The organism is Haloarchaeobius caseinilyticus (assembly GCF_051207395.1).
Lineage (GTDB): Archaea > Halobacteriota > Halobacteria > Halobacteriales > Natrialbaceae > Haloarchaeobius.
In genome coordinates this window covers 60,910-76,158 of sequence record NZ_JBPJZC010000002.1, presented here as the reverse complement: position 1 = coordinate 76,158, position 15,249 = coordinate 60,910, and the positions used below count along the sequence as shown (strand labels likewise).

Annotated in this window: 13 protein-coding genes and 2 tRNA genes; 3 read left to right on the top strand and 12 right to left on the bottom strand. The window is 61.8% G+C overall.

Annotation, left to right across the window (positions count from 1 at the left end):
* The 4 genes from ACSC1P_RS11625 to ACSC1P_RS11610 form a co-directional block, all read right to left on the bottom strand.
* Nucleotides 1–2,046, bottom strand: coding sequence for a type II secretion system F family protein (locus ACSC1P_RS11625; protein WP_435360349.1), 2,046 nt, complete (start codon nt 2,044–2,046; stop codon nt 1–3).
* A complete protein-coding gene (locus ACSC1P_RS11620; RefSeq protein ID WP_435360348.1) occupies nt 2,043–5,660 on the bottom strand; it encodes a type II/IV secretion system ATPase subunit in 3,618 nt (1,205 codons plus the stop codon). Before ACSC1P_RS11620 ends, ACSC1P_RS11625 begins: the two co-directional genes overlap by 4 nt.
* A gap of 695 nt (nt 5,661–6,355) precedes the next feature.
* Nucleotides 6,356–6,428, bottom strand: a tRNA-Arg gene (locus ACSC1P_RS11615).
* A gap of 23 nt (nt 6,429–6,451) precedes the next feature.
* Complete coding sequence (locus tag ACSC1P_RS11610; RefSeq protein WP_435360347.1) at nt 6,452–6,772, bottom strand: twin-arginine translocase TatA/TatE family subunit; 321 nt, start codon at nt 6,770–6,772, stop codon at nt 6,452–6,454.
* 169 nt (nt 6,773–6,941) lie between these two features.
* Here ACSC1P_RS11610 and ACSC1P_RS11605 point away from each other — a divergent pair, with 169 nt between their 5' ends.
* From ACSC1P_RS11605 to ACSC1P_RS11595, 3 genes are all read left to right on the top strand, one after another.
* Entirely contained in the window at nt 6,942–7,421 is a 480-nt protein-coding gene (locus ACSC1P_RS11605; protein WP_435360346.1) for a redoxin domain-containing protein, read from the top strand.
* Between the two features lie 63 nt (nt 7,422–7,484).
* Nucleotides 7,485–8,303: an HD domain-containing protein gene (locus tag ACSC1P_RS11600; RefSeq protein WP_435360345.1), complete on the top strand. Its 819-nt coding sequence runs from the start codon at nt 7,485–7,487 to the stop codon at nt 8,301–8,303.
* A gap of 99 nt (nt 8,304–8,402) precedes the next feature.
* A complete protein-coding gene (locus tag ACSC1P_RS11595) occupies nt 8,403–8,681 on the top strand; it encodes a hypothetical protein (RefSeq protein WP_435360344.1) in 279 nt (92 codons plus the stop codon).
* A gap of 21 nt (nt 8,682–8,702) precedes the next feature.
* Here ACSC1P_RS11595 and ACSC1P_RS11590 read toward each other — a convergent pair whose 3' ends face one another.
* The 8 genes from ACSC1P_RS11590 to sdhC all read right to left on the bottom strand — a co-directional run bounded on the left by ACSC1P_RS11590 (nt 8,703) and on the right by sdhC (nt 15,188).
* Nucleotides 8,703–8,942, bottom strand: coding sequence for a TrmB family transcriptional regulator (locus ACSC1P_RS11590; protein WP_435360343.1), 240 nt, complete (start codon nt 8,940–8,942; stop codon nt 8,703–8,705).
* A gap of 201 nt (nt 8,943–9,143) precedes the next feature.
* Entirely contained in the window at nt 9,144–9,710 is a 567-nt protein-coding gene (locus ACSC1P_RS11585) for a DoxX family protein (RefSeq protein WP_435360342.1), read from the bottom strand.
* Between the two features lie 411 nt (nt 9,711–10,121).
* A tRNA-OTHER gene (locus ACSC1P_RS11580) sits at nt 10,122–10,209 on the bottom strand.
* 40 nt (nt 10,210–10,249) lie between these two features.
* The gene (locus tag ACSC1P_RS11575) at nt 10,250–11,548 is read right to left on the bottom strand and encodes a 5'-deoxyadenosine deaminase (RefSeq protein WP_435360341.1); all 1,299 of its coding nucleotides are present in this window, start codon (nt 11,546–11,548) and stop codon (nt 10,250–10,252) included.
* A gap of 83 nt (nt 11,549–11,631) precedes the next feature.
* A complete protein-coding gene (locus ACSC1P_RS11570) occupies nt 11,632–13,488 on the bottom strand; it encodes an FAD-binding protein (RefSeq protein WP_435360340.1) in 1,857 nt (618 codons plus the stop codon).
* A gap of 6 nt (nt 13,489–13,494) precedes the next feature.
* Complete coding sequence (locus ACSC1P_RS11565; RefSeq protein ID WP_435360339.1) at nt 13,495–14,379, bottom strand: succinate dehydrogenase/fumarate reductase iron-sulfur subunit; 885 nt, start codon at nt 14,377–14,379, stop codon at nt 13,495–13,497.
* Between the two features lies 1 nt (nt 14,380).
* Entirely contained in the window at nt 14,381–14,749 is a 369-nt protein-coding gene (locus tag ACSC1P_RS11560) for a succinate dehydrogenase/fumarate reductase transmembrane subunit (RefSeq protein ID WP_435360338.1), read from the bottom strand.
* 1 nt (nt 14,750) lies between these two features.
* Nucleotides 14,751–15,188: a succinate dehydrogenase, cytochrome b556 subunit gene (sdhC, locus tag ACSC1P_RS11555; protein ID WP_435360337.1), complete on the bottom strand. Its 438-nt coding sequence runs from the start codon at nt 15,186–15,188 to the stop codon at nt 14,751–14,753.
* Between the last annotated feature and the right edge of the window lie 61 nt (nt 15,189–15,249).

Here is a 15,249-nt window from a genome sequence, read left to right as displayed (position 1 = left end):
TCACGCGACGATTGCCCAGACACCGAGTGCGATGGTCAGTAAGACGAGCACGAACTTCAGGCCGCTCAGGATGTCGGCGTCACGGATGTACCCTGCGATGAGCCCAGACAGGATGGCCTGCATGGTCACCGCGTGGAAGAACAGCAGCGACAGCCGATTCGTGTTCACGTTGCCCGCGAAGCTCTGACTCTGCGCGGCGCCGCCGCCACCGCCACCACTGGCGTCGTTCAGTCCCGTCAGCACGTCGAGGAACTGCGTCTTCAGGATGGCCATGACCACCAGGAGCGTCAGGTACGTCATGATGATGATGACGACCTGCATGCGCGTGCGCGACTTCCGTTCGCGCTCGATGTCGTCCTGGTTTTCGGAGGCCTGTGCGGCCGTCGTCAGCACGTCCGTAATCTGACTCGACGCCTCCTGTGCCTTCGAGATGAGTTTGACCGTCCGAGCCAGTCTCGGAATGTGGTAATCGTTGTTGAACTCGACGAGCGCGTGTTTCAGGCTCATCCCGTAGTTCACCTTCGCGTGCATCGTCTCGAACTCACGGGCGAGTTTCCCGCTCGTCGTGTCCGAGACAGTCTTCAGCGACTCCAGTAGTGTCAGACCGGTGTCGTTCGCGCTGGAGAGTTTGCGCAGGTTGTCGGAGATGTGCGTGATGACCGTCTTGCGCGACCGGATGTTCCACTCGCGGAAGATGGCCAGCGGCAGCATGATGACGTAGACCGGGAGGTAGATGTAGACGAACGTCCCCCAGACGGGGTTGTCGACCAGTCCGCCCCACGACGTGGGCACCGCACCGGACACCATCGCGACGACGAGCAACACGAGCGTCGTCGGAATCGTCAGCGCGAGCGTGTACAGCGGGTTGTCGCGGAAGAAGATGTGGGGCGCACTGAGGACCTTGATCGTCTCGTGCGTCCCCTCCTTGTTCTTGATGCGGTCGAAGACGCTGTACTCACCGGTGAACCGCTCGATGAGACCCAGATTGAGCAAGCCGGCACCCTGCTGCACAGAGATGCGGTCGCCCGCGTCGTCGGGCATGAGGTAGCCATCACCCGGTTCGTCCTCTTTGACCGTCGAAACGAGGACGAGGAAGCCAGCGCCGGTCATCGGGATGAGGCCGTACACCGTCGCGAACAGCATCGTCACCTGCGCCTCGCCGAGCATCCGCATGATGACGAGGATGATGATGAGCAAGAGCGGGAACAGCGAGAGCGTCATGTACATCTCGCCGAACAGTTCCAGCGTCTCCAGCGTCATCTCCTGTTGCTGCTTGGCGGTCCGCATGTGCTTCTCCTTCTTGTCGTAGAGGAAGCCTTCCATGTCACCGCCGGAGTTGACGATAGAGAGCATGTCGGTGAGGAACTGAGACAGTTCGTCGCTCGGCGTCTCCATCGCCTGGTTCCGAATCGCAGTCCGGTAGTCAGTATCGAAATACTCCGTCTCCTGGACGATGGACTGGAACTCTTTGGCGACCTCACCGTAGGTGTCCTCCGCCCGCGCCATCGCCTCCAGAATTTCGAGTTGGTTCAGTCCGCCGACCGACAGCGCGTACATGAACGACACCGAGTCGGTCAACAGCATGTTTATCTCGCGTTTTCGCGCCGACGCCCGTGAGTACGGCACCGCGACGAGCGCGCCGAACCCGATAGCGAACCCTATCGAGCCGAGGAATAATCCCGTTACGAGGATGAGTGCGGGCACCTTGAGCGTCTGCACCAGCCAGAGGAGCGTCTCGTTCGGGATGGTCGCCCCGAGGAGGTTCTGTGTCGGGATGATTCCCGTCGCGAACAGGAAGTAGCCGATGAGCGTCCCGAGCAACCACAGCATCCCACCGCTGATGACGCCGATGGCCAGCGACCGCGACAGATACATCTCGACCGTGTCGGCCATGCGCGCCTGCGCGAGTTTGCTCTCGACGTCGCCGACGAAATCAGAGTCCGAGGAGAACAGTCGCTCGTACACCGGGTAGAACAGGTCGCCCAGCGAGTCGGACGAGGTGTCGAACCCGCCACCGCCCGTGTTTCCCTTCGTCTGCAGGCTCATTCGGCATCACCGTCATCGTCGTCTTCCGACGGTTCCTCGCCACCGAAGATGCTGTCGCTGTCGGTGCTCTCTTCAGCACTCGCATCGTCACCGAACACTGACTCACTGTCATCGTCCGCGTCGGACTCGTCACCCGCGTCGGCTTCTTCGCCGCCGAACACCGAGCCGCCGCCGTCGTCCGCATCGTCGACAGCGTCGAACATGCCGCCGTCGTCAGCCGGTTCGTCCGTGCCGTCGTCGCTGAACACTGCATCACCGTCTTCCTCGCCGAAGATAGAGCCGACGTCGTCGTCCTCGCCGAAGAACGGCTCGTCGTCCGCACCGAAGAACTCGCCGTCCTCGTCTCCATCGTCGCCGTCGTCACCGAAGTCCGGCACGGTGCCGGTATCGAACATCGACTCGGTGCCGGAGTCTTCGACGTCTCCGAAGATCGGCCCGTCGTCTTCGTCCGCCGACTCGAACGGTGCTGGCGAGTCGTCGGTCTCACCGAACGGTTCGAGGCCAGTCTCTTCTGCTGCCGCCGAGTCACTGTCGCCGAGTGCAGGGAATTCAGCACTCACGTCCGAATCTGCGTCGTCCAGTTCGGGAGTCGACGAAGCGGTGGGCGTGGCCTTCACCGTGGATTCCTCGTCGTCGGTCGTCGACTCGGCCGGCGACGTGTCGGCTCCTGTTGCGTCGGCAGTGGCAGACTCGGTCTTGCCATCGCCGAGTTGTGGCGTCCCCTCGGGTGCCGGCTCCGTCTGGTCGTCGTCGCCATCGTCACCGAATCCGCTGAACTCTTCGTCCTCACCGAAGTCGAAGCCGCCCTCGTCGCTGAGCCACGAGGGACCGTCTTCCATCTCGTCGTCACCGAACGTCAGCCCATCGTCGTCGTCTGCCTCGGCACTGAACGAGAAGTCGCCGTCGTCGCCGAAGCCGAACGGATCGTCGTCGTCGCCTTCGACCGCACCGCCGAAGTCGAAGTCGCCGTCGCCGGGGTCCGCCTCGATGGTCGGTTCGGACTCGTCGTCGACGCCAGAGCCGGAGAGGGCGCTGTCGATGCCGAGCCCGCTCAGGCCCTGCCCGCGGTACTCCTCGAACAGCGACTCTTCGGCCCGTTCGAGGATGTCCTGTGAGAGGTTGTACGTCTCGTCGTCGGGGTCCGGTCGCGGGACGAGTGCTTCGTCCTCCGGGTCGACGTTGATCTCGACGGACTCCATCTCGCGGAGGTCTTCGAGACTGGCTTCCAGTTGCTCGTTCGCGATGAGCGTGAGGATGGTCGGCGGGTCGTTGATGAACGCCTGGAACGTCGCGGCCACCTGCACGTACTGGTTCAGGCCGTTCTTGATGAGGTAGGCGATGATGACCCGCCGCATGAACAGCTCCTCTTCGAGCTTCTCGCGCGACCAGCCGCGGTCGAACTGAATCTCGTCGAGCGTGTTCGAGTCCCCCATCTTCAGGTACTCGTCGGTCTCCGCCTGCCACTGGTAGACGTCTTGAACGTTGATTTCGTCGTTCTCCGCGTCGTAGTGGTTTATCTCGGTCAGGTTCTTGTTCCGGCGAACCTTGTTCCCCTGCACCCGGGTCTGGGTCTGGATGGAGACGAGGTCCAGCGCGGTGAACATCGTCTTCGAGACGTTGATGGGGTCGGTCGTGAACCGTTTCAGGACCTCACCCACGGAGTCGGCGTGGAAGGTCGTGTAGGTCGTGTGCCCCGTGGACATGACCTGGAACAGGGTCCGGCCCTCCTCACCACGAATCTCACCCATGACGATGTAGTCGGGGCGTTGACGCAGTGCGGCCTCCAGCAGGTCGAACTCGTCGACGTCACCCTGTGAGTCGTCGCTGAACGACGGCCGGGTGACGCTCGCGATCCAGTTCCGCTGGGGCAGTTCGACCTCACGCGTGTCTTCGATAGAGACGATCTTCGTGTTCGACGGGATGAACAGCGAGACCGCGTTCAGGCTCGTCGTCTTCCCGGACGCCGTCCCACCGGCGAAGATGAGCGACTTGTGGTTCTCGATACAGAGCCACAAGAACGCCATCTCGTCCAGCGAGAACGTGTTCCAGTTGATGAGGTCGATGGGGGTGAACGGGACTTCCTTGAACTGACGGATGGTGTAGTTGGTCCCGTGGTCGGACACTTCCTTCCCGAGGGTCAACTGCGCACGAGAGCCGTCCGGCAGCGTCGCGTCGACCTGCGGCCGCCGCTTCGAGATACCCTTGCCGGACCGCTGCGCGAGTTTGACGACGAAGTCGTCGAGTTCGCGCTGCCCGTGGTAGATGTTCGAGATAATCTGCTCGTAGCCCGAGTGGTAGACGAACACCGGCGAATTGTAGCCGTCGACCGAGATGTCCTCCACGTTGATGTCGTGTTTGATGGGGTCGATGCGCTCGTACCCGATGAAGTTCCGTTTCAGGTAGTAGAGAAGCTTCTCGACCTGATACTCGGAGAGTTGGTCGGCGTCGTCGGCGAGGACGGCCGGTTCGGGCCGTGCCGAGATGCCGTCGAGGGCGACCGTTGCCGGCTCAGCGAGCGCCTCCTCGGTCGGTTCGCTCGTGTCGAAGAGGTCGCGTAACTGTTCGACGAGCCCTTTCTTCTCCTCACCACGCAACGTCCCACCCTTGAACAGGTCGTAGCGCTTGAGTAGTCGCTTCGTCTCGCGGTCGATGACCTCACGACGCGCGCCCTCGTCGCCTTCGACGGTAATCTCGTCGTCGGAGTACTTGATCGCCGTCCGGAGCTTCCCGGACATGAACTCCTGTAGGTCGTTCTCGATCTGGTTCCGGTACGGCTCGATGGCGTAGTACTTCTTCTCGTTCTCCTTCTCGGAGTGGAAGACGATGACGAACGCGTAGGGCTTGTTGACCCAGTAGCGTTCGACCTCACGGAAGTGCAGTTTCTTCTCGAAGGGCACCGCCTTTTCGAGGTCGTACCGGTTGACGACCGTCGTGTTGCCCGCGTCGGTCGAAAAGAACTCGTCTTCCTCCTCGTGCGTGACGTTCACCGTGCGGTCGTCGACGATGCGGTCGAGTTCTTGGGCGAAGTCGTCGGCCTGACTCAACACGCCCTCGATGTCGTCGGCGTCGAAGCCGAGATATTCAGACGAGTCGAACTCGACTTTGTCACCGTTCGAGTCGTGTGGAATCTCGCCGTCGTCGTCGTAGTGGTACTGCCACTTGAAGTGTTCCCACGTCCACTCGTCCTTGACGACGGGCGTCGTCTCCGGGTCGCAGTACTCGGCGAAGTGGTCCCACAGCCACTTGCCGTTGCTCGCGTGTTCCGTGATGCGTTCTGCGAGGTCGTCCGGGTGGTACCCCAGATACACCTCCGGGTCGAAGTCGACACGGTTCCACGCGTCACCGTGGGGTGCCGTCTCGACCTCGCCTTCACTGTTCCCGAGTCCTAGTCGTTCCGAATCGTCGGTCGTCTGTTGGGTAACGCCAGAGTAGAGTGTGGAGATTTCGTTTTCGTATCCGTACTCCGTCATGAAATCCCGCCACGTGTAGGTTCCCACTCTGGTGTTGGAGCCCGTCGTCGGCCCAGACGACGAACTCACGTCCGACGCGGAATCCGACTCATCAGCCCCCTCGAACTGATTCGACTCGGTTCCGTCGGCGTCGTTCACAGCCATTGCCTACCCCTTTTCCTGTCCCACCAAAAAACCTTCCACAGGTTATCACGGTCGATAATCGGAGATTACTCCGTTCAAACAGTTGACTGGTTTGCATTTTATCCGGCCGCCTTCGGGTGGTTTTTTGACGAAATACCGTCGTCAACCAATAATTTATTTCTCACTCTGGTTCGAAAATACAAAGCCACTCGTTTTGTTCTTTATCGGGTATTTGCCATCTACTTGCCAGCACAATCCACCCGTCCGGCCAGGAAAGTGGAGATATTGTCGTCGTCGACACCGGCCATCGAGGCGTGAACGTCACGAATTCGTGCAATTAGCACCAAACAACCCGACATCGACGGCGACGACTCATCCATCATATCCACCGTACGGATTCGCGCGCGGAATGAAAAACGTGGCTCAAGTCACTACTCCACAGAACAGATGCTGAGCGCGACTGGATTCACGCGGACGAAGTGAGCGGGTGTGACGGGACTCCCGCGAGCGGTGCGCGGTTCGGAGCGAGGCGAAAACCGCGAGACGAACGGCGAAGCCGTGAGTCAGCGAGTGGGAGTACGTCACGGCCGTCGACCGAGCGAAGCGAAGGAGACGGGCGTGACGGGATTCGAACCACGGTCGCTCACTCCGTTCGCTCCCTGATTCGAACCCCGCACGATTCGTAATGGGTTCTCGCTGTCGCTCGAACACGATTACGGGCGTGACGGGATTCGAACCCGCGATCAGAGGGTTAGGAACCTTCTGCCCTATCCGCTAGGCCACACGCCCGCGTGGAAATAAAAACAGTCGCGTCAGTTCTCGTCCGTCTTCTCGGTCTCGCTGACCGCCTCGGTCGTCGAATCCGTGGACTCCACGGACTCGGTCGTCTCCGTCGTCGTGGTCGTCTCGGAGTCGAGGTTGCTGGATGCCGTCTTGCCCTCGCGCATCTGCTGGAGCTCGTCTTCGACTTCTTCGCGCCCTTTCTGGAATTCGCCCATCGCCTCACCGGTCGACCGTGCAATCTTCGGGATCTTGTTCGCCCCGAACAGCAGGACGACGATCAGGAAGATGACGATTACTTCGGGTCCACCGAGGCCGCCCCCGATGAACAGTGCTGTGGTTTCGAGTGCCATCTCTATCCTCGTCTAACCCGCTGCGAATTATAACCTTTTTGCTCGGACGCATCAGCAAATCGTTATTCTGGCCCGAACAGTGGCGGGATTCGAAGGCTTCGACCCGATTCGGACGGAAACAACCGAGAGCGCAACGAACTTGCCTCGGGTGGCCTAACGCGGAGACGCAATGGTTGACGTAGGCGACGACGCACCTGATTTCACGGTACCGCTCGCAAACGGCGATGTCGAGTCCTTCACGCTCTCCGAGAATCTCGGCGAGGCCCCCATCGTCCTCGCGTTCTTCCCTGGCGCGTTCACAGGCGGCTGTACGACCGAGATGTGTACGTTCCAGGACCAGCTGGCCGAGTTCGAGAACGTCGGGGCGACGGTGTACGGCATCTCCGTCGACTCGCCGTTCGCGCTCAACGAGTTCCGCGACAAGAACGGTCTCGAGTTCGGACTGCTGAGCGACTTCGAGAAGGAAGTCATCGACGACTACGGCGTCCGGATGGACTTCGCAGACCTCGGCGTCTACGGCGTCTCGAAGCGTGCTGTCTTCGTCGTCGACGGCGACGGCAAAGTCGCGTGGTCGTGGGTCAGCGACGACCCCAGCGTCATGCCCGACTACGACGACGTGCAGGAGGCGGCGGACGCTGCGCAGGAGTAACACGACGCGAGAGAGATTCACACGCGCGAAGACCTTTTTTACCCCCGGGATGAGGATTCTGATATGAGCGACGCACGAGACCAAGCAGACCTTGCAGGCCGGACCTACACGCCGACGGACGAGCACGCGTTTCCGGACGAGAAGTTGAACGAGGTTCTCACGTACATCGACAACGATCCCGAGATTCAGACCTACCTCGAAGCGCAGAACGTCAACGCGGTCGACCGCAAGGGGTACAACGACCACGGCCCGAAGCACATCTCCATCGTCCGCAACCGGGCGCTCTGTCTCTACGACTTGCTGAAGCGTGCGGGCGTCGACTTCAACGGTGCACACCAGCAGGGACTCGACGAGGAAGACGAGGCCGTCATCGTCGCACTCGCTGCGACGCTGCACGACATCGGCCACGTCGTCCACCGCGACGAGCACTCCTACTACTCGATTCCACTCGCCTCGGACGAACTCGACCGAATCCTCCCCGAGTTCTACAGCAAGCCCGAAGCAGTGCGAGTCAAAGGTGAAGTTCTCCACGCTATCCTCTGTCACCACACCGCAGAACACCCGCTTACCCGCGAGGCCGGCGTGGTTCGCGTCGCTGACGCGCTGGACATGGAGTCCGGTCGGTCGCGTATCCCCTACGAGAAGGGTGGGCGCGGCATCAACACGCTCTCCAGTCAGGCCATCAAGAACGTCACCCTGAAAGCGAGCGACGACCACGCTGTTCTCGTCGAAATCGAGATGACGAGCGCGGCCGGTGTCTATCAGGTTGACAACCTCCTCAAGGCGAAACTCCGCGACTCGATGCTCGAAGAATACATCCGCATCGTCGCCATCAAGTCCACCGAAGAGGCCGACGACCTCGTCGACCGCATCGAACTGTAACACTCGTCTCGGCGTACGAGCCGGTCGTTTTCTCGTATCATCTACCCTGTCGCACGTCCGTGACGAGTGGTACTTCAGTGGGTGCCGCCTAGCCCGGCCATGGACGACGACGAGCGGTCGTGGCCGGACCCGCCACAGACGAGTGACTTCGACGTGTACCGCGTCGGTGTCCGAGTCGGCTGTTCGCTCGTCGTCGCAGTGATACTGGCAGCAGTGTTCTGGGACTACCTCACCATCGTACTCCCTGCGCTGTGGCCGCCGCGCGAACCACTCTCGCGCTGGCTGACGTTCCTGATGCTGCAGGCGCTCGGGTTCGTGTTCCTCCCGCTGAGTATCGGTTCGTTCGTCGGCGACGTGCTGTACGACCGGTTTTACTGACTGTCTGGTTTCTCCAGAACGCTACTCCGCGTCAGCCACGCGAACCGCATCAAGGCCGTCTCGCTCGACCAGCCCACGACGGTCGAGCGTCGAGAGGATGGAATAGAGTGAAAGCTTGTCCAGTCCGAGTTCGGTCTGGAGCGTCGCCGTCGTCGTCTCGCCAGCCGTGTCGAGGTAGAGGTACACCAGCTTCGCCTGTGGTGAGTCTATCTGTGTGAGTGCTGTCGAACGATTCGTGCGCGTCTGCGACGTCGTGCTCATGGTAGTTCTCCAAGGACATTCGACGATAATAAAACTCGGGTTCGACTACTGTCGTAAGTTTCGGCTCTCGATGACCGCGATATCAGCATAGACGAGCCACAGACGAACGAAACGCCAGCCATCGACTCAGCGAAAGCAAAATTTCAGTGATAGCAAAAATTGGGACCAGTTCGACTCACGACGAGTCGGTGAATCACCGGCTCAGCCGAGGATGTAGTCGAGTCTGGGGTACTTCTCGATGAGCTTCTGCCCGCCGAGTTCGTACTTTTCGATGAGGGTGTCAAGCCCGAGGATGCGGCCTGCACCGAAGGCGGCGACGGCGAGGAACACGAGCATGTACGCGAAGTCACCGTTGATGATGCCGTGTTCGATGCTCCAGTTCCCGAAGTAGAACATGAGCATCATCAGTGCGCCGAAGAACGCCGCGAGGCGGACGAGCGCACCGACGAGCAGTCCGATGCCGATGAGGAGTTCGCCCCACGGGACGGCGACGTTCACGAAGTCGACGAACCAGGCGGTTTCACCCATCCAGACGAACATCTCGGCCAGTGGGTTCCCGTTCGTCCCCGCTGCGTGGACGAGGTAGCCGCTCGCGTCGAACGGGTTGGCGATTTTGTCCCAGCCAGCGTGCAGGAACGCGTACCCCATCATGAGCCGGAGCGAGAGGACGAACCACGCACTCAGGCTGTGTGCCTTTCCCTCGACGTGGATGCCGGCGAGGGTGCTCTCGAAGGTGTTGCTGCCGGTCTGGATTTTTTGGGTGGTCATCGTAATCTTCCTCTTACATCTCAATAGATGAGGGGTATCGACATATAAATAGACTGTAATTCTCGGTTCTATGGAACTGAGAATCTGGGTTCACTCGAACGGAAAAACGGTACACTGCGGCGATGTTTCTCGATACCTCTGTGACAGACAGAGGCACGAGCCGATGTGTCAAGTACCGTCTTTGAGCCGACGTGACCGCCGTCGCTCACCGGAGAACGGAAGGGGCGGGATGAATTCACTCGCAACGAAGTTGCTCGCTATTCGAATCCCACCGTCGTCGCTCTCGTTCTCGCTGGCGCTCGAACAGAGAGCGGAAGGGGCGGGATTCGAACTCACTCGCTTCGTTCCACTCGCTCGCTGCTCAACTCCCGCAGTCACCGCTCGTGTCCTCACTATCGTTCGGACAACGAGCGGAAGGGGCGGGAGTTGAACCACGCGAAGCCTTACACGTCCGCCGTGGGCGAAGCCACGGCGCGCTCTACCACTGAGCTACCCTTCCTCCTTCCGGCGTTCTCCCGAAATGGGTAAAGAAGTATCCCCTAGCTGAATCGAGCCGCGATTTCGCGGGCCTGTTCGCGCACTGCTGCAGCGTCGACGACGTGTTCGCCGTCGTCGTAGCGCACGTCGCCGTCGATCATCGTGAAGCGTACGTCGTCGCCATGGGCGGCGAAGACGAGGTGCGAGTACACGTCGTGGACCGGCGTCGCGCGCGTGATGTCGGTCGTCAGGCCGACGATGTCCGCTTTCCAGCCTTCCTCTAACTTCCCGACGCGGTCGAACCCGGCCGCCTTCGCGCCGTTTCGCGTCGCCATCTGGAAGATGTGCTGGGCGGGCATCGCCGTCGAGTCGAGGTGGTCGACCTTCTGCAGCAAGCTCGCCTGTCGCATCTCGGTGAAGGCGTCGAGCGTGTTGTTGCACGGCGGGCCGTCGTTGCCCAGCGCGACGTTCACACCGCGGTCGAGGTAGTCCAGCACCGGCGCGATGCCGGAGGCGAGTTTCATGTTCGAAGACGGGCAGTGCGTGACGTGCGTGCCGGTCTCGGCGAGGAGTTCGCGCTCGGTCTGATCGGTCCAGACGCAGTGTGCGAGTACCACGTCGTCCCCAGTGAGACCGACCTCGTCGAGCCAGTGGATGTTGCGCTTGCCCGTCTCGGCCTCCACCGTCTCGATTTCGCCCTGATTCTCGCTCGCGTGCGTGTGGATGCGCACGCCGTCGTACTCGTCTGCGAGTTCACGCGCCCCGCGGAGACAGGCCTCCGAGCAGGTGACGGCGAAGCGTGGTGTGACTGCGTATCGAATGCGGTCGTCGAAGGCGCCGTGATACTCCTGAATGAGTCGCTCGGACTCGTCGAGACCTGCCTGTGTGTCTTCCTGCAGGCCCTCGGGCGAATCCTTGTCCATCAGCACTTTTCCGAGCAAACCACGGATTCCCACGTCGCCGGCGGCCTCGAAGGCGCGGTCGGCGTGCGCGACCGAGAGGTGGTCGATGACCGCCGTGGTGCCACTCTCGATACACTCCAGATAGCCGAGTCGCGCAGCGACCTCCATCTCGTCGGCCGTGAGCGACGCCTCCATCGGCAGCACGTGGTCGAACAGCCAGTCCAGCAGTTCCGTATCGTCGGCCAGTCCACGGCCGAGGCTCTGCACGGAGTGGACGTGTGCCCCGACCAGTCCCGGTGCGAGGACGTCGTACGACCGCCGCTCGTGGCCGTCGCCGCCGTGGGCCGCGACGACCGACTCGCGCTCACCGACGGCGACGATTCGGTCGCCATCGACGACCAGCGCGCCGTCTTCGATGACCGTCGTCGAATCGACGACGACCGTCCCTGTGAGTAACATTCCGTCAGAAGAGAATCCGTCCCGCATGCAATACGCCTTCGATTCGCCGGGACGGGCGATGCGAACTGAAAGGTGCGAGCCAGTTAGTACGAGCGAACTTTCGGCTCGTACTTCTTGTCCTCGCCTTCGAGGATGGTCGGCCGGTAGTAGATGGTCGGGTTACCCTCGTGCCAACTGATGAGCGTGTGCTTCAGCCAGTTCTCGTCCTTGCGCTCCTGGTGTTCCGCGCGCCAGTGTGCGCCACGGAACTCAGTGCGGACGAGCGCACCGAGCGTGATGGTCTCGGCGATGTCGATGAGGTTGCGCGTCTCGATGGTCGCCTGCAGGTCCGTGTTGAACGTGCGCGACGGGTCGGCGACGTACACGTCCTGGTAGGCCTGGCGAATCTCGCGGATGTCGCGGAGTGCCTGCTTGAGACCTTCCTCCTCGCGGAAGACGTTGACGTTCTGCGTCATCGTCTTCTGGAGTTTCGCACGAATCTGCGAGTGCTGGACGCCCTCGTCCTTCTCCATCATGTGGTCGACGCGAGCACGCTCGCTCTCGACGGCACCGCGGACGATGCTGTCCGAGTCGGTGGCGACCGCGCCGCCGTCCGAGCGCGCCTTCGCGGCACCGGCGGCGGTCTGCGGACCTTCCATGTCGACTTCGCCCGGTTTGTAGGGCAGCTCGGTCTCGTCGTACTCGATGTCGCCGCGCTCGCCCGTCTCGATCTTCGGTTCGCCGAGGTCGGCACCGGCCGCGTGGCGACCGGCACGAGCGCCGAAGACGATGAGTTCGGGCAGTGCGTTCCCGCCGAGGCGGTTCGCACCGTGGACCGACACGCAGGCACACTCGCCCGCGGCGTAGAGGCCGTCGATGCAGGTGTGACCGTTCTCGTCGGTCTCGATGCCGCCCATCTCGTAGTGCTGACCGGGCTTGACCGGCATCGGTTCCTTGAGCCCGTCGACGCCCTCGAAATCCTCTGCGAGGTGGAGGATGTTCTCCAGTCGGTCGATGATGCGCTCTTCGCCGAGGTGGCGCATGTCGAGCATCACGTACTCGTCTTCGAACCCGCGGCCGTTGTTGACCTCCGTGAGTTCGGCACGAGCGACGACGTCACGCGAGGCGAGTTCGCCGTCGTTGTTCGCGTAGCCGTACTCGAACATGAACCGCTCACCGCCCGCGTTGTAGAGGATACCGCCCTCACCACGGACACCCTCGGAGATGAGCACACCAGTGCTGGGCAGCGTCGTCGGGTGGAACTGGACGAATTCCATGTCCTCCAGCGGGACACCCGCGCGGTAGGCCATCGCGTAGCCGTCGCCGGTACACGCGACCGCGTTCGTCGTGTGGTCGAACGCCTGGCCCGGGCCGCCGGTCGCGAGGATGACGCCCTGTCGCGCCTTGAAGCCCTCAATCTTGCCGGACTGCACGTCGTAGGCGACGATGCCGTGACACGTGCGGTCTTCGGGCGTCTCCTCGTCGGAGACGGCGAGGTTCGTGACGAACCACTCGTCGTACACCTGAATGCCCCGTTTGACGACCTGCTCGTACATCGTGTGTAGCAGGTGGTGTCCGGTCTCTGCGCCCGCGTACGTCGTCCGCGGGAACGAGAGGCCACCGAACGGGCGCTGGGAGACGCGCCCGTCCTCTTCGCGGGAGAACGGCATCCCCCAGTGCTCTATCTGGAAGACCTCGCCCGGCGCGTCCTGCGCCAGCGTCTCGATTGCGGGGGCGTCGCCGAGGTAGTCAGACCCCTTCATCGTGTCGTAGGCGTGGTCTTCCCAACTGTCCGCGTCACGCAGGGCGGCGTTGATGCCACCCTCTGCTGCGCCCGTGTGCGACCGAACCGGGTGCAGCTTCGTGACGATCGCCACGTCTGCTCCTTCTTCGTGGGCCGCGATTGCCGCGCGGAGACCCGCGCCGCCGCCGCCGACCACGAGTACGTCGTGTTCGTACATTGGTGGTTACCAGAATTTCAGGTTGTTCTTGACCGCTTCGCGCTTGAGCTCCTGAATGTGCTCGGTGAGCGGGATGTCCTTCGGACACACCTCGGTGCAGGAGAACTGGGTCTGACAGCGCCAGACACCGTGTTCCTGTTCGAGGATGCGCAGTCGGTGCTCTTTGAGTTCTTCCTCGTCCTCACGCTCGTCCATGTAGAACCGGTAGGCCTTGTTGATGGCCGCCGGCCCGAGGTACTCGTTGTCGCCCGCGGCGATGTTACACGAGGACATGCACGCACCACACCAGATGCAGCGCGTGGACATCTTGATCTTCTCTCGGTTCTCACGCGACTGGCGCTGTTCTTCCTTCGGGAGGTTCTCCGACTGGAAGTACGGCTCGACCGCGTGCATCTGGTCGTAGAAGTGCTCCATGTCGACGACGAGGTCTTTGACCACGTCCTGGTGCGGGAGCGGCTCGATGCGAACCGGCTCAGAGAGCGAGTTGAGCTGCGTCTTGCAGCACAGACGCTGTCGCCCGTTGACGAACATCGCGTCCGAGCCACACACTGCCTGTCGGCAGGAGTGGCGGAACGTGAGCGAGGAGTCGTAGTGGTCTCGCGCGTACATGAGCGCGTCGAGGACCGTCATCCCCTTCTTGTACGGGACGTAGAAGTCGTCGAAGCGCGGTTCCTGTTTACCCTCGACCTCCGGGTCGTACCGGAACACTTTGAGGTGGTACGTCTCGTCGGCCGCTTTGAGGTCCGCCTCCGCTTTCTTCTGTGCGTCGCGGAACTGTTTCTTCGAGGCCTTCTCGGCCATGCGCTTTTCCTGCGGCGACTGCCCCTGCGATTCGCCCGCCTCGGAGCCAGCCTCCGCGTCGTCTTTCGTATCCGGAACTTGCGTACTCATGTTAGAGGAACCCGTTCATGACGAGTGCGACTCTCGTACCCTGTGCGACCAGCAGGAGTCCTGCCAGTGCCAGCACGCCCTTGACGGCCGTCTTCTGCCCGCCGCTGATGCCCTGATTGACGAGCGCGTTGTAGACGCCGTTGACGCCGTGGAACGTCGCCGTCACGAGGAACAGCCACATCGTCGCGAAGTAGCCGATGTCCTCCATGCGGGCCGTCGTGCCAGCCAGCGTAATCTCGAAGGCGTGGTGGTAGAAGTGGAGCAGGAAGAAGTGGAACGCGAGCACCACGACGAGAAACGCCGCGGTGATACGCTGGAACAGCCAGCCCCAGCCGCCACGCTCGAACGAAGTAGGTGCGCCTGCACTCATGTCAGGCACCCCCTCCGAGTCCGGCGAGGAAGGTCGGGACGCTCGCGATGACGATGACACCCGTCAGGACGAGCGACGCGTAGAACGTCTTGTCCTGCGAGTCGAGGCCGATGCCCAGGTCGACCAGCAGCAGTCGAATCCCGTTGAGGATGTGGAAGACGGCGACCGCCAGCAGTCCGACCTCCAGCAGTCGAACGATGAAGATGCCCTCCAGCGTGCCCAGTGTCTGGGAGTAGATGTCCGTTCCTGCCTGAATTTCGCTCGCCGATGCGTTCTGACTCGCCGAGATTGCGGTACTCAAAACAGCGATGTGGGTGAACAGGTAGCCGATGAGGACCCATCCAGTGAATTTGTGGAATATCCACGCCCACATCCCGGCCGAGAACTCCTTCCAGCGACTGAAGTCCTCGATGAGGCCGCGATTGTAAGACTGGCTCATACTCTCAGTTCGGAGGGTAGGAGCGTATCTTAAAGAAAGTTCCTACCTGCCCCCGTCAGGG